Raw genomic sequence first — 18421 nt, 5'->3', positions numbered from 1 at the left:
AGGCCCCCAGGCCTCAGACTTTGCTTCGGGCTAGACGCACCAATGCCAACCGAGCTCAGCCGGACCCGACCCGATTCTCATACCTCGTGGCGGCCGAAGGCCATGGGGGACTTTGCTGCAATCCGGCCGGGTCAGTCCGCCCACCGGTAGCGGCGCTCGGGGCGGCCCGTCCCGCCGTAGCGCAGCCGCACCGTCGCCGACCCCGTCGCCACGAAGTGCTCCAGGTACCGGCGGGCGCTCACCCGCGACAGCTCGGTGAGCTCTGCGCACTCCGCGGCCGACAGGTCGCCGTCGTGCACGCGCAGCACCTGCTCCACGAGCTGCGCGGTCGGTGCGGTGAGGCCCTTGGGCAGCCGCGTGGTGGCGCCGTGGCGGCCGCCGAAGACGCTGTCGATGTCGTCCTGTCCCGCCCGCTGCAGCCCGGCCAGGCGGCCGCGCACCCGCGCCACCCGCTCCACGTGCTCGCGCAGCGCCGCCGCGTCGAACGGCTTCACCAGGTAGTGCGTGGCGCCGCCGTGCAGGGCCGCGGTCACCGTCGCCGGGTCGTCGGCCGCGGTGATGACCAGCACGAACGGGTCGTCCGGCGACCCGGTACGCAGGGTGCGCAGGACGTCGAGGCCTGAGCGGTCGGGCAGGTAGACGTCGAGCAGCACGAGGTCGGGCCGCAGCTCCCCGGCCAGCCGCACGGCGTCGGCGCCCGTGTGCGCGACGCCGACGACCTCGCAGCCGGGGATCCGCGCGACGTAGCCGCTGTGCACGCGGGCGACCATGAAGTCGTCGTCGACGACGAGCACGCGCATCAGGCCCGGACCTCCGAGGGCATCAGCGGCAGGCACGCGGTGAAGACCGCGCCGCCGTCGTTGTGCAGGGTGAGCGCGCCGCCGCGGCGCAGGCAGACCTGGCGGGCCAGCGCCAGGCCGAGCCCGCGGCCCCCGGTGTCGTGCTCGGCGGCCTTGGTGCTGAACCCGTGCCGGAACACCTCCTCGACCAGCTCGGACGCCACGCCCGGGCCCGAGTCGCGGACGGTCACCCGCACGGCGTCCCCGTTCCCGGTGTCGTCGCGGCCGAGGCCGATCTCCACCCAGCCGGCTCCGGCGGCGTCCAGCGCGTTGTCGACGAGGTTGCCGAGCACCGTGACCAGGTCGGCCGACAGCGCAGGGTCGCGCGCCGGGTCGACCGCGTCGAGCCTGCTGCCGGGCGCCAGCCGCAGCTCGGCCCCGCGTTCGGTGGCGAGGCTCGCCTTCGCCACCAGCAGCGCGGCGACCGCCGCGTCGCCCACGCTGGCGGTCACCTCGCGGCGCCACTGGTCGGATCCCGCGACGATCCCGGCCACGAACCGCCGCACCTCGTCGTGCTCGCCCAGCTCGGTCAGCCCCGCGATCGTGTGCAGCCGGTTGGTGAACTCGTGCGCCTGCGCTCGCAGGGTGTCGGTGACGTGCCGCGAGGCGTCGAGGCGGTCCTCGAGCGCGGCGAGCTCGGTGCGGTCCCGGAGCGTGACGACGGCGCCGACGGTCGCCCCGTCCACGACCACCGGCATCCGGTTGAGCACCAGCACCCGGTTGCCATGGAGCACGACCTGGTCCTCACCGACGGCGGCGCCGGTGAGGACGTCGCGCAGCCGGTCGTCGAGGCCGAGCTCGTCGACGCGGGCACCGGCCGCCTCGATGCCGAGCAGCTCGGTGGCGGCGGCGTTGAGCAGCGTGATCCGGTCGGTGCGGTCCAGCCCGATCACCCCCTCCTTCACGCCGAGCAGCATGGCCTCCCGGCGCTGCACGAGCTCCACGATCTCCGTGGGCTCCAGGCCGAGGGTCTGCCGCCGCACCCGCCGGCCAGCAGCAGCGAGCCGGCCACCCCGAGCACGACGGCGGCGCCCAGCAGCGCCGCGGCCGGCGCGGGCGCCGCGGCCAGGCCGGTGAGCAGCGACGGGGCCTCCACACGCGCGGCGACGAGCCCGACGACGCGGCCGTCGTCGTCGAGCACCGGGACGTGCGCCACGACTGTGCGCCCGTCGGGGTTGCCGACCCACGCCCGGCCGGCGGGCGCGGTGCTCTCCCCCGCCGGGAACGGCTCCCCGACCTCGGCGGGGTCGGCGGCGCTGCGCACCACGCCGGCGGCGTCCACGATCACGATCTCATCAGCGCCGGAGAGGTTGCGGGCGCTGGTGCCGAGCGCGGGCAGCGGCCCGTAGTCCCGGGCGGCGAGGCTCGCCCGCACGCTCGCGGTCGCCGCGACGTCCTCGGCCACCGACAGCATCCGCCTGCCCTGCGTCTCCCGGAACGCGGCGTTCGACTGGACCACCGCCAGCGCGGTGACGGCGACGAGCAGCAGCGCGACGATCCCGAGCTGCCAGCCCAGGAACTGCCGCGCCAGCGTCCGTGCCACGGACGGCAGCGTCTCAGACCGTGGGGCCCACGACCACAACGACCACAACGACCGATGTGCGGCGAAGGCAGACAGCGGACCGGCGGGGATCCACGATGTCCGCCAACGGACACGCTCGACGAACCTCGATGGAGAGGCAGGCAGATGCGGACCCGAAGTGTGGTCGCAGTGCTCGCGGCGTTCGCCGCGCTGCTGCTGGTGCCACCGCTGGCCGGTGGCCTCACCGGTGGCGGCGACGGCACCCAGCTGCGCGGCCTGCGCTTCCTGGTGCCCAACGCACCGGGCGGCGGCTACGACATCACCGCGCGGACGGCGGCCAAGGCGATGGAGGACGCGGGGATCTCCGGTGCGGTGGAGGTGTTCAACCTCCCCGGCGCCGGCGGCACCGTCGGCCTCGGCCGGACCGTGAACGAGAGCGGCAACGACCGGCTCGTCATGTCGATGGGGCTGGGCGTGGTCGGCTCGGTGTTCACCAACGAGTCGCCCGCGACCCTGGCCGACACCACGCCGATCGCGCGGCTCACCCAGGAGACCGAGATCGTCGTCGTCGGCAAGGACTCGCCGCTGCGGACGTTCGAGGACCTGGTGGCGGCGTGGACGGCCGACCCGGCCGCGGTGCCGGTGGGCGGCGGCTCCAGCCCCGGCGGCCCGGACCACCTGGCCCCCATGCTCATGGCCGAGGGCGTCGGGCTCGACCCGCCTTCGGTCAACTACATCTCCTACGACGGCGGCGGCGAGCTGCTCGCCGCGGTGCTCGGCGGCAAGGTCGCGTTCGGCGTCTCCGGGCTGGGCGAGTACGCCGACCAGATCGAGGCGGGCGAGCTGCGGGTGCTGGCCGTGACGGCGCCCGAGCGCGTCCCGGGCGTCGACGCGCCCACGCTCAAGGAGGCGGGCGTCGACGTCGAGTTCACCAACTGGCGCGGGATCGTCGCACCGCCCGGCCTGGACGAGGCGGGCCGCGCCGAGCTCGTGGCCGCGTTCACCGCGCTGCGCGAGTCGCCGGAGTGGGCGGAGGCGCTGGAGCGCAACGGCTGGCAGGACGCGTTCCTGACCGGCGACGACTTCGGCGCGTTCGTGCAGGCCGAGAGCGACCGGGTGGCGACCGTCCTGCGGAACCTGGGGCTGACGGCATGACCACGACGACCAAACCGACCACGACCCCGATCGCCTGGCTGCGCGACCGCTCCGAGCTCGGGGTGTCGGCGCTGCTGTTCGCCGCGGGCGTGCTGGTGTTCCTCGACGTGGCGATCGCCCCGCGCTCGGGCAACGCCGCCGACCCGCTGGGCCCGAACGCCGTGCCGATCCTGCTGGGCGTCCTGCTCCTGCTGCTGGCCGTGCTGCTCACCGTCGACGTGCTGCGCGGGGGCCGCGGCGAGGCCGAGGGCGGCGAGGACGTCGACCTCACCGCGCCCACCGACAAGCGCACGGTGCTCATGCTGGCCGGAGTGCTCGTGGCGACGGCCGCGCTGATCCCCGTGCTGGGCTGGCCGATCGCCGGCACGGTGCTGTTCTGGGGCGCCACCTACGCGCTCGGCTCGCGCGCGTTCCCGCGCGACCCGCTGATCGCCGCGGCCGTCTCGCTGACGACGTGGCTCGTGTTCGACGCGCTGCTCGGCGTGGACCTGCCCGGCGGACCGCTCATGGGGCTGATCTGAGATGGACAACTTCACCCTCCTCGTGGAGGGCTTCGGCCAGGCGCTGACGCCCGCGAACCTGCTGTTCTCCGCGATCGGCGTGCTGCTCGGCACCGCCATCGGCGTGCTGCCCGGCATCGGCCCGGCGATGGCGGTGGCGCTGCTGCTGCCGGTCACCTACGCGTTCGACCCGACCGGGGCGTTCATCCTGTTCGCCGGCATCTACTTCGGGGCGATGTTCGGGGGCTCGACCACGTCGATCCTGCTCAACACCCCCGGCGAGAGCGCGTCGGTGATGGCCGCGATCGAGGGCAACCCGATGGCCCGGGCCGGACGCGGTGCGCAGGCGCTCGCGGCGGCCGCGATCGGGCACTTCATCGGCGGTATCGCCGGTGCGCTCGGTCTGGTGCTGCTCGCCCCGCTGGTGGCGTCGGTCGCGGTCGACATCGGCGCCCCCGACTTCTTCGCGATCATGGTGCTGGCGTTCGTCGCCGTCACCTCGGTGCTGGGCAGCTCCCGGGTGCGCGGCTTCGCGGCGCTCGCGATCGGGCTGACGATCGGGCTCGTCGGGCTCGATCCCCTGTCCGGGCAGCCCCGGCTCACGTTCGGGATCCCGCAGCTGGCCGACGGGATCGACGTGGTGATCGTCGCCGTGGGGCTGTTCGCGGTGGGCGAGGCGCTGTGGGTGGCCGCGCACCTGCGGCGGAGCACGCAACGCCCGATCCCCGTGGGCAGGCCGTGGCTCTCCCGCGACGACCTGCGCCGCACCTGGAAGCCCTGGCTGCGCGGGCCCGTCATCGGGTTCACCTTCGGCTCGATCCCGGCCGGCGGGGCGGAGATGTCGACGTTCATGTCCTACGTGGCGGAACGCAGGCTCTCCCGGCGGCCCGACGAGTTCGGCAAGGGCGCCATCGAGGGCGTGGCGGGCCCGGAGTCGGCCGCCAGCGCATCGTCGGCGGGCACCCTCGCCACGATGCTCACCCTGGGGCTGCCCACCACCGCGATCGCGGCGGTGATGCTGGCGGCGTTCCAGCAGTTCGGCATCCAGCCCGGCCCGCTGCTGTTCGCCAACGAGCCCGACCTGGTGTGGACGCTCATCGCGAGCCTGTTCCTCGGCCTGGTGCTGCTGCTGGTGCTCAACCTGCCGCTGGCCCCGGTCTGGGCGAAGCTGCTGCGCATCCCGCGGCCGTACCTGTACGCGGGGATCCTGTTCTTCGCCTGCGTCGGCGCGTACGCGGTGAGCGGCCAGCCGGTCGACCTGCTGGTGCTGCTCGTGATCGGCGCCGTCGGGGTCCTGATGCGCCGCTACGGGCTGCCGGTGCTCCCGGCGATCATCGGCGTGATCCTCGGGCCGGACGCGGAGCTGCAGCTGCGGCGCGCCCTGCAGATCGCGAACGGCGACGTCACCACGCTCGTGTCGACGCCGCTGTCGGTGGTGATCTACCTGGTGATCGCGGCGCTGCTCCTGCTGCCCGCCGGCCGGGCGCTGGCGAAGGGGCGCGGCGGCGGCCCGGGCCGCGGGGGTGGCGGCGGCACCCCGCCGACTCGCGAGCGCGCCACGGTCTGACACCCCGCGGCGAGTCGCAGCAAAGCCACTTTCCTGCAACCACGTTGCGTGAAAGTGGCTTTGCTGCAATCACCGGTCGCGTGTGTGCGACCGGGGCGCTCCGGGCACTCCCGTCCGGCACCGTCCCCGACGAGAGGTGAGCGATGGGCATCGAGGATCCCGACGCCGACGTGGCCGAGCAGCAGCGGCCCACCGCTGCGAGCGAGGAGAGCGACGAACCCGCCGTCGACCCCGGCGGGCTGCCGCTGGAGGCCGACCCGGCCGACGTGGCGGAGCAGCGTGAGGTCGTGCCCGAGGACGACGAGGACGGGCGCTGAGTCAGCGGGACCGGCCGGGCGGGCGGCCGGTCCCGGCGGCGCCCGCGTAGGCCTGGGCGATTCCCAGCCACTCCGCGGCGACCGGGCCGTGCACCGCGAGTGCGGTGTCGGCCCGGTGCCTGCGCTGGGTGACGAGCAGGCAGAAGTCCAACGCCGGGCCACTCACCCGGTCGGCCGCATCCGCGTCCCCCCACGTCCACATCGCGCCGTCGGGGGCCACAAGCTCCACCCGCACCGGCGCGTCGGGGACCGCGCGTCCGTGGAGGGCGAAGCTGAACGGCAGCGCCCGCACGCCGATGTGGGCGACGTGCCGCAGCCGGGCCGTCGGCTCGCGCGCGGCACCGAGCGCGTCGGCGACGTCCTGGCCGTGCGCCCAGGTCTCCATGATCCGCGCGGTCAGCGCCGACGCCACGGTCATCGGCGGGCCGAACCAGGGCACCCGCAGCGTGGGGTCCAGCCCGCGGAACGTCCTGATCAGCGCGCCGCGGGCGGCGTCGAACCAGGCCAGCAGGTCGGCCGGGCAACGATCGCGGTAGCCGGCGGCGATCCGGTCGGGATCCACGCCGCCCTCCGCCGCGGCGAGCTCCGCCCGGAACCCCTCCGGGTCGGTCGCCGAGCGCACGGCGGCGTCGTCGAAGTGGGCCAGGTGGCTCACCTGGTCACGCACGGCCCACCCCACCGCGGGCGTCGGCGTCTCCCACGCGTCGTCGGACAGGCCGGCCAGCACCGCGCGCAGCTCGGCCGTCTCCGCGGCGAGGTCGTCGGCCAGTGCGGACATGTCGGGCGCCGGCATTCGGCGAGCGTAGGCCGGATCGGGTGATCGATGGACGTCGCGCAGTGATCTCGAAGCACCTGACCCGGTCGTCGCGCACCCGGCTCGGGTCACAGAAATCACGGTTCGCCACGCGCTCCGACCCGAAACTTCCCCGCGCGGGTGTCGTTGGCGGGACAGGCGGCGGAGGGCCGTACCTGAGCGTGTGGCATCGTGAGCGCGCCGTGGTCGCCGGGGAGGAGAACGGTGAGAGTCGTCTCGATCATCAACCACAAGGGTGGCGTCGGAAAGACGACGCTCACCGCCAATCTCGGTGCCGGGCTCGCCGCCCGGGGCAAGAAGGTGTTGCTGGTCGATCTCGACGCCCAGGGCAGTCTCACCGTCTCGTTCTTCACGCAGAACGAGTGGATGGACGAGCTGTCCGAGACCAGGACGATCAAGCACTGGTTCGACGGCATCGAGGTCGGCAAGGAGCTCGACAGTCTCGAGTCGCTGATCACCTGTCCGCCGCGGGTGTTCGAGAAGCTGTCGTACTACGGCGGCCACCTCGACCTGATCCCGGCGCACGGCGAGCTCGCCGACGTCGAGACCGCGCTGACGGCCTACGTCCGCGACGACCCGGCGGGCTACCCGCTGATGCACCGGCGCCTGCGCGACGGGCTCACCGACGAGGCGCTCGGCGAGTACGACATCGCGCTGATCGACTGCGCACCGAACTTCGGGTTGATGGCCAAGAACGCGGTGGCGGCGAGCGACCTGCTGCTCATCCCGACGCGCCCCGACTACCTGTCCACCAACGGCATCGACTCGCTCGGCCTGCAGATCAAGACGTTCGCCGAGGCCTACAACGAGCGCCGGGGCGACTCCGACCCGATCGAGCGGCCCCCGGCCTCGGTGATCTTCACGATGGTGCAGCTGCACGACGACCGGCCGATCGAGTCGCAGCGCAGCTTCATCAGCCGCGTCGAGGCGCTGGGCATTCCGACGTTCGGCACGATGATCCGCGACAGCAAGGCCGTCTACGGGCCGGCGCCCGAGCACGGCGTGCCGGTGATCCTGGGCGGCACCGGGCGGGCCCAGACGCGCGAGCTGCGCAACGTCGTGTCGGAGTTCGTGACGCTCCTCGAGGAGGTCGCGGGGTGACGCTGTCGATCGACCGGCCCGACACCCTCACGGCCGCGGCGATGCAGCGCGCCGCCGCGGCCCTCGAGAACCTCACCCTCGAGCAGCTGGAGGATCTCGCCGAGGGGCGCGGCAGGCTCGTCTTCCAGGCCGCCGACCGCGGGGCGCGGCGCCGCCCCCAGCGCTGCGGGCCGCAGCACGCCGACGGCGACGTCGCCGCCGCCGTCGAGGCGATCAACGCCTTGACGACCTCGGCCGAGGTGGCCGAGTACCTGCAGGCGAACGACCGGCAGCTAACGATGCCGGTGCTGCGCGAGGTCGCCCGCGCGCTGGGCCCGACGGTGTCGGCGAACGCGGCGAGCAAGGCGCAGCTCAAGCGCAACATCATCGCGGGCACGGCGGGCTTCCGGCAGCGGTCGGCTGCGATGTCGCGGGGTGCCTGGAGCTAGGCATGGTCATACCGGCACGCGTGTCGCGTGGCCGGTCCCGGTGGCCTCCGCGAGCGCGAGCGCCGCGGCCCGGGACCGCTCGGCCTGCGGGCGGAGGGCCGCCATCGCCGGGTCGGTGTCGGCGGCGGTGAGCTCGGCGGCGATCAGCGTGACGTCGGCGCCGAACAGGTCGGCAAAGATGCGCTGCAGGTAGGGGGTGGCGTGGTCCCAGCCCGCGCGGGGCGTCCCGGGGCCGTAGCCGCCCCCGCAGGCGACCACCAGGCCCAGCGGGACGCCGGCCAGGGGCCGCCCGACCGGAGTGTGGCGGGGGTCGAAGCGCGGATCGGTGATGAGCACGTCGATCCAGGACTTCAGCGCCGCGGGGACGCCGAAGTTGTACATCGGGGTGCCGGCGCTGGCCAACGCCGGGTTCCTTGCGGTCGCGCTGGTGACGGCGGCCGGTATGGTCGCCCCGGACGCCAAGGGCCGCGCCACCTCCGTACTGCTGGGCGGTACCACGCTCGCCTGCGTCGCCGGGGTCCCCGCCGGGGCGCTGCTCGGGCAGCTGTGGGGGTGGCGGTCGGCGTTCTGGGCCGTCGCGCTCGTGTCCGTGCCCGCCGTCATCGGGATCCTGCGATCGGTGCCGGCGCACGCCCCGGGCTCCGTCCCGGGCATCCCGGCGCCGCGGGCGCGCGCCGAGCTGCGGGCGCTGCGACGGCCCCGGCTGCTGGTGACCCTGCTGCTCGGCGCGCTCGTGAACGGCGCGACGTTCTGCGCGCTCACCTACCTCGCACCGCTGGTCACCACCGTCGCCGGGCTGGGCGAGGGCTGGGTGCCCGTCGTGCTGGCGCTGTTCGGCGTCGGCTCGTTCGTCGGGGTCACCGTCGGAGGGCGACTGGGTGACACGCGTCCGGTCCGGCTGCTCGCGGTCGGCGGGGTCGCGCTACTCGTCGGCTGGGTGTGGTTCGCGCTGGCCGCGGGAAGCCCGGTGGCGACGCTCGGGTTCGTCCTCGTGCAGGGGGCGCTCGCGTTCGCCGTCGGGTCCACGCTGATCGCGCAGGTGCTCTACGTGGCGACCGGGGCGCCGACACTGGCGGGCGCGTTCGCCACCGCGGCCTTCAACACCGGCGCCGCGCTGGGGCCCTGGCTGGGCGGGGTCGCCATCGCCGCCGGGCTCGGCCACCGGTCGCCGCTCGGGTGGGCGCGGCGCTGGTGGCGCTCGCCCTCGCGGTGGGCGGCGCGGCCCACGCGTTCCGGCGCCGCGCCATCGTCGCGACGCCCGGGTGACCGGTCACCCCACCCGGGTGCGCTGCCGGTTCGGCATCCCGGGTGGGGCGTCCTCGCCCACCCGGATCCGCGGCAGGAACCGGCCGGTGCGGGCGGCGTACTCGAGGTAATGCTCCCCGTGCAGCCGCGCCAGCAGCGGCTCCCGCACGGCCCGCACCTGCACCTGCACCGCCACCAGCAGCAGTACCGCGGCCAGCACGGCCACCAGCGTGGGCACCATCAGCAGCGTGCCCGCGGTGGCCACGACCATCCCGGTGAGCCCCGGGTGGCGCACCCGCGAACGCAGGCCCCGGGTCGCGAAGTCGTCGCGGCCCGACCACCGCTGGGCCGTGGCCGCCAGCACGAGCGCCACCCCGAGCAGCGCCAGGCCCGCGCCCATCACCACGACGCCGGGGTCGTCGAACAGTGCGATCGGCTGGATGACGTCGGCGGCCACGAGCAGCGGCGCCGCGAGGCCGAGCACCGTCGAGAGCGCGAAGAGGACGCGCGCCCACCAGCGGGCCACCCCGCCGCCCACCACGGCACCGGTGGACCGGCTGCGGCGCCTGCCCATGGCCGCGATCACGGTGGCGACCACGCCCAGCGCCAGCGCGATCCAGCCGGCCGTGTGGTGGTCCAGCGCCGCCGCGACGACGGTCCACGCCGGCCGCCCGGTCAGCTGCCCGATCGCGTCGAGCCCCAGCCAGCCGCCGAACAGGAAGAACAGCACCGCGGCGCCCACCTTGACGCTGCGCTCGGGCAGCCGCCGCCAGAGCTGCCTACCGACGGCGATGGCGAGCGCGTCGGCGGCCACCATGCCCAGCGTCGAGCCGAGCCACACGCCGAACCAGCCGTGCTGCGTGGCGAGCGTGATCGTCGCGAGCATGGTCTTGTCGCCCAGCTCGGCCAGGAAGAACGCCACCGATGCGGCCACGACCGCGGAACCACCCGCGCGTTCGGCCTTCGCGCGCTCCTCCGCGGTGAGCCGGTCCCCACGCAGCGTCCAGGCGCCGAAACCGGCGAACGCGACGGCGGCGACCAGCGAGATCCAGCCGGTCGGCAGCGCCGCCCCGAGCCCGTGGCCGATGACGACCGACAACAGATGCACCACCGCGGTGGCCAGCGTGATCCCCACGAGCACAGGCAGCGCGCGGTAGCGGGTGGCGAACGCGAGCGCCATGAGCTGGGACTTGTCGCCGAGCTCGGCGACGAACACCACGCCGAAGCTCACCGCGAACGCGACCAGGAAACCGTCGAACACCACGAACCCCTCGATCTCGGACCGGATCGGAGGTGCGAGCAGCTCCGACCCGGTGCAGTCACCGGATCGAAGGTCTCGCTCGCCTGGTGGTGCAGGCCGCGCGGCCGGGCGCCGAGGTGCCGGCGCCAGTATGTCGACCGCGACGTTGGGAGCTACTCCCCTTCGCGGCGTCGACCATACGCCTCGCCCGCTGCGGTGTCAGCGAGGCACCTCACACCGCGCGGCGCTTGGCAGCAAGGTGGCCATGCTGCCGCCCAGTGGCAGTAAGGCCACCTTGCTGGCATTTCCGGTCACTGCCACCGGCCCGGCGCGCGGTCCCGGTCGAGCACGGCGGCGACCCGGCCCGCCCAGCGCTCGTGGGCCGACTGCCGGGTGACGCCCGCGGCCCGCGCGATCTGCTCCCACGTCGCCCCGTGGTTGCGCAGCCCGACGAGCACGGGGAGCGGATCCATGCCCGCCGCCAGCCCGATGCGCAGCTGCAGCAGTTGCCACGCCCGCTCGCGGCGCACCGGGGCGTCGGTGCCCTCCTCCGCGTGCCACCCGACGCTGCCGGGGATCGGCGGCTCGCCGAGGAGCGCGTCGGCCTGCCGGCCGGCCTCGGTCACGGCAGCCAGCTGCACCGCGGCGGCCGGCGCGGTGACGTCGGCCGCGAGGGCGATGCTCGTGTAGTCGTCCGCTCCGTCAGGAGATCCCTGACCTGACCGGGCTGCAATCGATTTTCCGCGCCCGGGGAGGTGATGACTGGGGCGCGCCGCTGGTGTACCAATGGGCTATGAGTGCCCCGCCCGCCGAGACGGACAAGCAGCGGCAACTGCGCGCGCGGCTCGACGAGCTGATCGCCGCCATGGCGCCCGGCGAGCCGCTGCCCGCCGAGCGGGACCTGGCCCGCGAGCTGGGCGTGGCCCGGATGACGCTGCGCCGGGCGGTCGACGGGATGGTGGCCGACGCCCTGCTGGTGCGCCGCCAGGGCGCCGGCACGTTCGTCGCGCCCGCCAAGGTGGCCCACCGCCTGTCGGCCAACTCGTTCTCCGCCGACATGCGGGCCCGCGGTCTGCGTCCGGGCAGCCGCACGCTGTCGGCCAGCCGCGCGCCGGCCGGGGTGATGCTGGCGGCGCTGCTGGAGATCCCGGCCGGGTCCCCGGTGCTGCACGTCCGCAGGCTCCGGCTGGCCGACGACGAGCCGATGGCCGTCGAGGACCTGCACGTCCCGGCCGACCTGGTGCCCGGGCTCAGCGGAGCCGACCTCGAGGACCGCTCGTACTACGAGCTGCTCGCCGAGCGGTACGGCCACCGCATCACCTCCGGCACCCAGACCGCCGAGGCCGCCCTCACCAGCGCCGAGGACGCCGCCGCCCTCGGCGTCGCGCCCGGCGCCCCCGCCTTCTGCTTCGAGCGCACCTGCCGCGTCGACGGCGGGCGGGTGGCGGAGTTCGTGCGGTCGATCTACCGGGGCGACCGGTACCGGATCATGGTCGACATCTTCCCGTCGTGACCCTCGCCGAACCGTGACCTCCCAGCCCTTGACGCGCCCAGGGTGACCGCCACTACAGTTCCCCGCTAGACCTCTGGTCTCAACAAGCGGTCTGCTGCGACGAAGCAGTCGGAAGGGGAACCCCATGTGGTCGATGTCCGGATCGCGACCGGCGAGGCGCATCGCCGTCGCCGCCACCGCCGCGGCCGCGCTGGTCGCGGCCGGCTGCGGCGGCGGGTCGGGCGGTGAGGCGAGCGGCGGCGGAGGTGGCGACCAGACCCTCACGGTCTGGATCATGGAAGGCACCAACCCGGACGCCGAGCCGTTCTTCACCGAGCTGTCCAGCGCCTTCCAGGAACGCACGGGCGCCACCCTGGACGTGCAGTTCGTCCAGTGGGCGGCCGCGCACGACAAGTTCGTCACCTCGATCGCCGGTGGCACCACGCCGGACGTCGCCGAGGTCGGCACCACGTGGGTCGGCGAGTTCGGCGACGCCGGGGCGCTGGTCGACCTGGCGCCCCAGGTGCAGGAGGCGGGGCTGTCCGACGGCCTGGTCGACGGTCTCGTCGAGGCGGGCACGCTCGGCGAGTCGCTCTACGGCATGCCCTGGTACGCCGGGGTGCGCTCGATCGTCTACCGCACCGACGTGTTCGCCGAGCTCGGGCTGCAGCCCCCGACCACGTGGGACGAGCTCGTGGCCGTGGGCCAGCGGATCAAGGAGGCGCGGCCCGACCTGCTCCCGCTGCCGATCGCGGGCGACAACGAGTTCGCCGTCTACCCGTTCCTCTGGGGCGCGGGCGGCGAGATCGCCACGGAGAACGGCGGCACCTGGACCAGCGGCGTCGACTCGCCCGAGGCGCGCGAGGGCATCCAGTTCTACTCCGACCTCGCCGTGAAGCACGGCTTCTCCACGCCTGCGGCGGCGACCTGGCGGGAGACCGACCTGCGCGACTCGTTCACCAAGGGCCAGTCCGCGATGATCTTCTCCGGGAGCTGGACGCCCAAGGCCATCCTCGAGGCGGCCCCCGAGCTGGAGGGCAAGATCGGGGCGTTCCCGATCCCGGGCCCGGACGGCGGGCTCGCGCCGTCGGTGCTGGGCGGTTCGCTGCTGTCGGTCTTCGAGAGCAGCGACAACAAGGACCTCGCCTGGCAGCTCGTCGAGATGATGGGCACCGGTGAGTTCGCCTCGAAGTGGGCCACCGCGTCGAGCTACTTCCCCGGCACCACCGAGCTGCTCAACGAGGCCGCCCAGTCGTCCGACCCGCTGGTGGCGCCGTTCGCCCGGCAGATGGTCGACTCCGGTCGCAGCGTCCCGGTCACGCCGATGTTCGGCCAGATCCAGGGCAACAAGACGATCGCGGCGATGATGCGGTCGATCCTCACCGGCGAGGCGACGGTGGAGCAGGCCACGGCAACCGCGGCGGCGGAGATGAACGAGATCTTCGCCGGCGGCGCATGACCGTGACGGTCAGGGAGCGCACCCGTCCGGGGCGCCGCCGTCCCGGTACGGGAACGGCCAGGCCGTGGCTGCTGCTGGCACCCGCGCTGCTCGTCATGGGCGGGCTGCTGCTCTACCCGCTGGTGCGGGTGCTGGTGCTGTCGCTGCAGGACTTCGGCCTGCGCGAGCTCGTCTCGGGCCGCACCAACTGGGTGGGCCTCGACAACTACGCCGAGCTGCTCGGCAGCAGTGACCTGTGGAGCACCGTCCTGCCCAACACCGTGCTGTTCGCGGTGGTGGCCGTCGCGCTCACGGTGGTGTTCGGCACGCTGGTGGCGCTGCTACTGGCCCGGCTGGCACCCGTCACCCGCGGCATCGTCACCACCTCGATCATGGTGGCCTGGGCCATTCCGGCGGTCACGGGCACCTACGTGTGGGTCTTCATGTTCACCCCCGGCGACGGGATCGCGGTCCAGGCGCTCGACGCGCTCGGTCTCGTCGACGCCTCCACGGCCAACCCGTTCGCCGGACGGCTGTCGTTCTACGCCGTGGCCGTGCTCAACGTGGTGCACCACGGCTTCCCGTTCGTGGCGCTCACGGTGCTCGCCGGGCTGCTCACGGTGCCGCAGGAGATCACGGAGGCCGCGATCGTCGACGGCGCGAACGCGTGGCGGCGGTTCTGGTCGGTGACGTTCCCGATGCTGCGACCGGTGTTCGCGGTGGTGACCGTGCTGTCGACGATCTGGGACTTCAAGGTGTTCACCCAGATCTACCTGATGCCCGGCGGTGACGGGGTCAACCGCAACGTGCTCACCCTCGGCACCTGGTCCTACGTGGAGTCGTTCGCGCAGAACCGCTACGGGCTCGGCGCCGCGATCGCGGTGCTGCTCACCGCGCTGCTGCTGGTGATCACCGTCGCCTACCTGCGGCTGCTGTTCCGGGAGGAGGAGCTGTGAGGACCGCCCTGAAAGGGCTCGGCGTCGCGGGCGTGCTCGTCTTCACGCTGTTCCCCGTCTACCTCATGGTCGTCACGGCGCTCAACGGCGAGGCGAACGCCGGCTCACGCACGCTGTGGCCGGCCGACTGGACGCTCGAGAACTTCATCTACGTGATCGGCGACGGCGGCTTCGGGCAGTACCTGACGAACTCGCTGCTCGTGGCGCTCGGCACCGTGCTCGCGGGCGCGGCACTGGCACTGCTCGCGGCGGTGGCCGTGGCCCGGTTCCGCTTCCGGCTGCGCACCTCGGTGTTGGTGATGATCCTGATCATCCAGATGGTGCCGGTGGAGGCGCTGGTCATCCCGCTGTTCATCCAGGCGCGCAACCTCCAGATGCTCAACACGCTCGCCGGGCTCGTGGTCGTCTACCTGGCGTTCTCGCTGCCGTTCGCGATCTGGACGCTGCGCGGGTTCGTCGCCGCGGTCCCCGTGGAGCTGGAGGAGGCCGCCTACCTCGACGGGGCGTCGTGGGGCCGCATGTTCCGGTCGGTGCTGCTGCCGCTGGTGGCCCCCGGGCTCGTGGCCACCAGCGTGTTCTCGTTCATCGTTGCCTGGAACGAGTTCATCTTCGCGCTCACGTTCATGTCCGACCAGGACAACTACACCGTGGCCGTCGGCCTGCGCCGGTTCTTCGGGCAGCACGCCACCGACTGGGGTGCGGTGATGGCGGCGTCCACGCTGATCACGATCCCGGTGATGATGTTCTTCGTGATCGCCCAGAAGCGGCTCACCGAGGGGCTGGTGGCGGGAGCGGTGAAGGGATGACCTCCGACGAGCGGCTCGTCGACGGTGTGCTCCTGCCCGGTTTCACCGGCGCCCGCATCCCCGACTGGCTGGCGAGGGCCGTCGACGGCGGGCTCGCGGGCGTCTGCCTGTTCTCCTCCAACGTCGGCCCGGACGTCGCCGCGCTCACCCGCGCGCTGCACGAGCGGCGGCCGGGGGTGCTCGTGGCCTCCGACGAGGAGGGCGGCACGGTCACCCGGCTCGAGCACCGGCTCGGGTCGGCGTGGCCGGGCGCGGCGGCACTGGGCCGGCTCGACGACGTGGCCGCCACCGAGGCCGTCGCCGCGGGCATGGGCGCGCAGTGTCGCGCGGCGGGGGTGGACCTCGCGCTCGCCCCGGTCGCGGACGTGAACGCCGAGCCGGACAACCCGGTGATCGCCATCCGCTCGTTCGGGGCCACCCCGGAACTCGTCGCCCGGCACACCGCGGCCTTCGTGCGCGGGCTGCAGGGCGCGGGGGTCGCGGCCGCGGCCAAGCACTTCCCCGGGCACGGCTCCACCACCACCGACTCGCACCGCGCCCTCCCGGTCGTCGACGCCGACCCCGCGACGCTGCGCGCCCGCGACCTGCCGCCGTTCGCGGCCGCGGTCGAGGCGGGCGTGCGCAGCGTGCTCACCGCGCACGTGCTGTTCCCCGCGCTCGACGACCGGCCCGCCACGATGAGCCCGCCCCTGCTCGGGCTGCTGCGCGCGGAGCTGGGCTTCGACGGGGTGGTGATCAGCGATGCCGTCGACATGCACGCGATCTCCCGGGGGGTGGGCCGCGGGCCCGGAGCGGTGGCGGCCGTGGCCGCGGGCGTCGACCTGGTGTGCACGGGCAACCCCGACTACCCCGACCCGTACGACGACGAGGCCGGCTACCGCGAGGTGCGCGACGCGCTGCTCGCCGCGCTCGCCGACGGCACGCTGTCGCGTGAGCGCGTGGCGGACGCCGGGCGGCGGGTCGCGGAGCTGGCCGACTGGGTGCGGGAAGCGGACCCGGCGGTCGGCACCGTCGGGACCGACCTGGGCCGCGACGTGGTGCGGCGGGTCGCGCAGGTGGCCGGCGACGTGCGGATCGGGCGCGGCGCGCACGTGGTGGACCTGACCGGCCCGGAGAACGTCGCCGCCGGGCAGCGGGACCTGCGGCTCGTCGACGTCCTGCGCCGTCACGACCCGGCCGTGACCACCGGCCCCGGCGTCCCGGGCGGTCGCCCGCTCGTGGCGGTCGTGGCCGGCCCCTCCCCCGCGCTGGAACGCCTCCGCGCCGCCCGGCCGGACACCGTGTGCGTGCACGTGGGCCTGCCGGACGGTTGGACGCCGCCGGCGCCGTCGGTGATCCTGTGGGGCGACGGGCGCGCCCAGGCCGAGGTGGCCGCCGAGCTGCTCCTCGGACCGCCCTGACGCGCGGAACGCCGCGGGAAAGCCCAGGCGGATTCCCAGGTCGTCCTCAGGCCACGTTCAGGCTCCGGGTTCAGGCTGGGTGTCATGAGCGACGAGCACAGGGAGCAGGGCCGGGACGCGAGCGCCTCGGCCGAGGGCTCCCGGACCGACCAGCACTCCGTCCCGTCGTACGGACCCGCCCACGGTCCCGCGGCGCCCGCCGCAGGACCGCACCAGGGTGCGCCCGCGGCGCAGCCGCCCGCGGGTGCGCCCCAGGGCGAGCACCACGCGCCTCCCCCCTACTACGGTCCCGCGCCCTTCGGCGGCGCCGCCCACCCCGGCCCCGGGTACCCCGGGGCGCCCACGTCCGTCGTCGAGAAGCCGCGCAAGCAGCGCACGATGACCGGGATCGTGGCTGCGGCCCTCATCGCCGGTCTCGTGGGTGGGGGCGCCGGCTTCGGCGGCGCGTACGCGCTGCTCGGCGACGGTTCGTCGAGCCCGACCCTGACCTCCGCGCCACCCGCCACGAACGCGGGGAACACCACGCCGGGCACGGTGGCGGCGGCGCAGACCGCCATGCCGAGCACCGTCGACATCCGCGCCACCATGCCGCAGGGCATCGCGGAGGGCAGCGGCGTGGTCCTCACCTCGGAGGGCCACGTGCTCACCAACAACCACGTCGTCGCGGGCTCGACGGGCGAGATCACCGTGACCCTCGCCGACGGCAGCGAGCGCGCGGCCACCGTCGTGGGCACCGCACCCAGCTACGACCTCGCAGTGCTGCAGCTCGAGGACGCGTCCGGCCTCACCCCGGCCACCCTCGGCAACAGCTCCGATCTGCAGGTCGGCCAGCAGGTCGTCGCGATCGGCTCGCCGAAGGGCCTGTCCGGCACCGTCACCACCGGCATCGTCAGCGCCTTCGACCGCACCGTGCAGGTGCAGGGCGAGGACGGCTCGGCCGTCGTCTACAACGGCCTGCAGACCGACGCCCCGATCAACCAGGGCAACTCCGGTGGGCCGCTGGTCAACCTCCAGGGCGAGGTCGTCGGCATCAACTCGGCCATCGCGACGGCCGGGCAGAGCACCGGCAGCATCGGGCTCGGCTTCGCCATCCCGATCGACCAGGCCAAGCGGGTGGCCCAGGAGATCATCGACACCGGCAGCGCCACCAAGCCGGTGCTGGGCGTGCGGGGCACCACGGCCGGGCCGAGCGGTGCGGGCGCCCAGATCGCCTCGCTGGACGAGGGCACGCCCGCCGCGGAGGCCGGGCTCGCCGCCGGTGACGTCGTCACGCAGGTGGACGACGGCGCGGTGGAGGACTTCGCGGACCTGATCGCCCGGATCGGCGCGCACGGCCCGGGCGACACGGTGGCCCTGACGGTCCAGAGCGGCGGCGAGGAGCGCACGGTGGACGTGACGCTCGGCAGCACGCCCGACCGCGCCGCGAGCACCACCAGCGGCGGCCAGAGCGAGAACCAGAACCCGTTCGGGGGAGGCACACCGTTCGGCGGTGGCAGCCCCTTCGGCGGCGGCAACTGACCCCGCCCCCGCCCGGGCCGTAGCCGCCCGCGTCCGCGTCGCAGCAAGGTGGCGATACTGCCGTCCAGTGGCAGTATCGCCAC

At 74.2% G+C, this 18421-nt stretch carries 18 protein-coding genes and 2 pseudogenes; 13 read left to right on the top strand and 7 right to left on the bottom strand.

The window, feature by feature from the left end; all coding sequences use genetic code 11:
- Positions 1–131: 131 nt before the first annotated feature.
- Positions 132–803 (bottom strand): response regulator, encoded by a 672-nt coding sequence (locus KME75_RS29440; protein WP_219418152.1) that lies wholly within the window; start codon positions 801–803, stop codon positions 132–134.
- Positions 800–2370: pseudogene (locus KME75_RS29435) on the bottom strand (sensor histidine kinase). Before KME75_RS29435 ends, KME75_RS29440 begins: the two are co-directional and overlap by 4 nt.
- Before the next feature lie 156 nt (positions 2371–2526).
- Between KME75_RS29435 and KME75_RS29430 the strand changes: the two are divergent.
- The 4 genes from KME75_RS29430 (at position 2527) to KME75_RS29415 (ending at position 5900) form a co-directional block, all read left to right on the top strand.
- Positions 2527–3516: a Bug family tripartite tricarboxylate transporter substrate binding protein gene (locus tag KME75_RS29430; RefSeq protein WP_219418147.1), complete on the top strand. Its 990-nt coding sequence runs from the start codon at positions 2527–2529 to the stop codon at positions 3514–3516.
- Complete coding sequence (locus tag KME75_RS29425) at positions 3513–4037, top strand: tripartite tricarboxylate transporter TctB family protein (protein WP_219418146.1); 525 nt, start codon at positions 3513–3515, stop codon at positions 4035–4037. Before KME75_RS29430 ends, KME75_RS29425 begins: the two co-directional genes overlap by 4 nt.
- Position 4038: 1 nt before the next feature.
- Positions 4039–5583 carry a tripartite tricarboxylate transporter permease gene (locus KME75_RS29420; RefSeq protein WP_219418145.1) on the top strand — a complete coding sequence of 515 codons (1545 nt, stop codon included), beginning with the start codon at positions 4039–4041 and terminating at the stop codon, positions 5581–5583.
- Between the two features lie 143 nt (positions 5584–5726).
- Positions 5727–5900: an Rv3202a family protein gene (locus tag KME75_RS29415; RefSeq protein ID WP_219418144.1), complete on the top strand. Its 174-nt coding sequence runs from the start codon at positions 5727–5729 to the stop codon at positions 5898–5900.
- 1 nt (position 5901) lies between these two features.
- On the opposite strand, the gene KME75_RS29410 is transcribed toward KME75_RS29415, so the two are convergent.
- Positions 5902–6693 (bottom strand): TIGR03084 family metal-binding protein, encoded by a 792-nt coding sequence (locus KME75_RS29410; RefSeq protein WP_219418143.1) that lies wholly within the window; start codon positions 6691–6693, stop codon positions 5902–5904.
- A 225-nt stretch (positions 6694–6918) separates the two neighbouring features.
- On the opposite strand from KME75_RS29410, the gene KME75_RS29405 reads away from it, so the two are divergent.
- A complete protein-coding gene (locus KME75_RS29405; protein WP_219418142.1) occupies positions 6919–7815 on the top strand; it encodes a ParA family protein in 897 nt (298 codons plus the stop codon).
- Positions 7812–8243, top strand: a complete 432-nt coding sequence (locus KME75_RS29400) for a hypothetical protein (RefSeq protein ID WP_219418141.1) — start codon at positions 7812–7814, stop codon at positions 8241–8243. The genes KME75_RS29405 and KME75_RS29400 overlap by 4 nt, the downstream gene beginning before the upstream one ends.
- A gap of 6 nt (positions 8244–8249) precedes the next feature.
- Here KME75_RS29400 and KME75_RS43845 read toward each other — a convergent pair whose 3' ends face one another.
- Positions 8250–8645, bottom strand: coding sequence for an NAD(P)H-dependent oxidoreductase (locus KME75_RS43845; RefSeq protein ID WP_246633085.1), 396 nt, complete (start codon positions 8643–8645; stop codon positions 8250–8252).
- Here KME75_RS43845 and KME75_RS43840 point away from each other — a divergent pair.
- Positions 8572–9306: pseudogene (locus tag KME75_RS43840) on the top strand (MFS transporter); the annotation flags it as partial. The gene KME75_RS43845 and the pseudogene KME75_RS43840 sit on opposite strands and share 74 nt — an antisense overlap.
- On the opposite strand, the gene KME75_RS29390 reads toward KME75_RS43840, so the two are convergent.
- The 3 genes from KME75_RS29390 to KME75_RS29380 form a co-directional block, all read right to left on the bottom strand.
- On the bottom strand, positions 9288–9470 hold the full coding sequence (locus KME75_RS29390; protein WP_219418140.1) for a hypothetical protein: 183 nt from the start codon (positions 9468–9470) through the stop codon (positions 9288–9290). The pseudogene KME75_RS43840 and the gene KME75_RS29390 sit on opposite strands and share 19 nt — an antisense overlap.
- Positions 9471–9513: 43 nt before the next feature.
- The gene (locus tag KME75_RS29385) at positions 9514–10752 is read right to left on the bottom strand and encodes a TMEM165/GDT1 family protein (protein ID WP_308283202.1); all 1239 of its coding nucleotides are present in this window, start codon (positions 10750–10752) and stop codon (positions 9514–9516) included.
- Positions 10753–11039: 287 nt separating this feature from the next.
- Positions 11040–11354: a hypothetical protein gene (locus KME75_RS29380; RefSeq protein WP_308283201.1), complete on the bottom strand. Its 315-nt coding sequence runs from the start codon at positions 11352–11354 to the stop codon at positions 11040–11042.
- Positions 11355–11521: 167 nt separating this feature from the next.
- Between KME75_RS29380 and KME75_RS29375 the strand changes: the two genes are divergently transcribed.
- From KME75_RS29375 to KME75_RS29350, 6 genes are all read left to right on the top strand, one after another.
- The gene (locus tag KME75_RS29375) at positions 11522–12241 is read left to right on the top strand and encodes a GntR family transcriptional regulator (RefSeq protein ID WP_219418139.1); all 720 of its coding nucleotides are present in this window, start codon (positions 11522–11524) and stop codon (positions 12239–12241) included.
- 133 nt (positions 12242–12374) lie between these two features.
- A complete protein-coding gene (locus KME75_RS29370) occupies positions 12375–13679 on the top strand; it encodes a sugar ABC transporter substrate-binding protein (RefSeq protein ID WP_219418138.1) in 1305 nt (434 codons plus the stop codon).
- Positions 13676–14614, top strand: coding sequence for a carbohydrate ABC transporter permease (locus tag KME75_RS29365; protein ID WP_219418137.1), 939 nt, complete (start codon positions 13676–13678; stop codon positions 14612–14614). The genes KME75_RS29370 and KME75_RS29365 overlap by 4 nt, the downstream gene beginning before the upstream one ends.
- Positions 14611–15420, top strand: coding sequence for a carbohydrate ABC transporter permease (locus KME75_RS29360; RefSeq protein ID WP_308283200.1), 810 nt, complete (start codon positions 14611–14613; stop codon positions 15418–15420). Before KME75_RS29365 ends, KME75_RS29360 begins: the two co-directional genes overlap by 4 nt.
- Complete coding sequence (locus tag KME75_RS29355; RefSeq protein ID WP_219418136.1) at positions 15417–16820, top strand: glycoside hydrolase family 3 protein; 1404 nt, start codon at positions 15417–15419, stop codon at positions 16818–16820. The genes KME75_RS29360 and KME75_RS29355 overlap by 4 nt, the downstream gene beginning before the upstream one ends.
- A gap of 84 nt (positions 16821–16904) precedes the next feature.
- Positions 16905–18338 carry a S1C family serine protease gene (locus KME75_RS29350; RefSeq protein WP_219418135.1) on the top strand — a complete coding sequence of 478 codons (1434 nt, stop codon included), beginning with the start codon at positions 16905–16907 and terminating at the stop codon, positions 18336–18338.
- Positions 18339–18421 lie beyond the last annotated feature (83 nt).

Origin of the sequence: Pseudonocardia nigra, assembly GCF_019396355.1 — a bacterium.
GTDB classification, from domain to species: Bacteria; Actinomycetota; Actinomycetes; order Mycobacteriales; family Pseudonocardiaceae; genus Pseudonocardia; species Pseudonocardia nigra.
The sequence above is the reverse complement of the archived record's forward strand: the minus strand, read 5'-3'. Positions and strand labels throughout refer to the sequence as shown.

Coding starts and splice junctions, on each gene's coding strand:
- KME75_RS29415 (WP_219418144.1), top strand. CDS start 5,727: ATGGGCATCGAGGATCCCGACGCCGACGTGGCCGAGCAGCAGCGGCCC.
- KME75_RS29430 (WP_219418147.1), top strand. CDS start 2,527: ATGCGGACCCGAAGTGTGGTCGCAGTGCTCGCGGCGTTCGCCGCGCTG.
- KME75_RS29365 (WP_219418137.1), top strand. CDS start 13,676: ATGACCGTGACGGTCAGGGAGCGCACCCGTCCGGGGCGCCGCCGTCCC.
- KME75_RS29350 (WP_219418135.1), top strand. CDS start 16,905: ATGAGCGACGAGCACAGGGAGCAGGGCCGGGACGCGAGCGCCTCGGCC.
- KME75_RS29355 (WP_219418136.1), top strand. CDS start 15,417: ATGACCTCCGACGAGCGGCTCGTCGACGGTGTGCTCCTGCCCGGTTTC.
- KME75_RS29410 (WP_219418143.1), bottom strand. CDS start 6,693: ATGCCGGCGCCCGACATGTCCGCACTGGCCGACGACCTCGCCGCGGAG.
- KME75_RS29420 (WP_219418145.1), top strand. CDS start 4,039: ATGGACAACTTCACCCTCCTCGTGGAGGGCTTCGGCCAGGCGCTGACG.
- KME75_RS29375 (WP_219418139.1), top strand. CDS start 11,522: ATGAGTGCCCCGCCCGCCGAGACGGACAAGCAGCGGCAACTGCGCGCG.
- KME75_RS29370 (WP_219418138.1), top strand. CDS start 12,375: ATGTCCGGATCGCGACCGGCGAGGCGCATCGCCGTCGCCGCCACCGCC.
- KME75_RS29425 (WP_219418146.1), top strand. CDS start 3,513: ATGACCACGACGACCAAACCGACCACGACCCCGATCGCCTGGCTGCGC.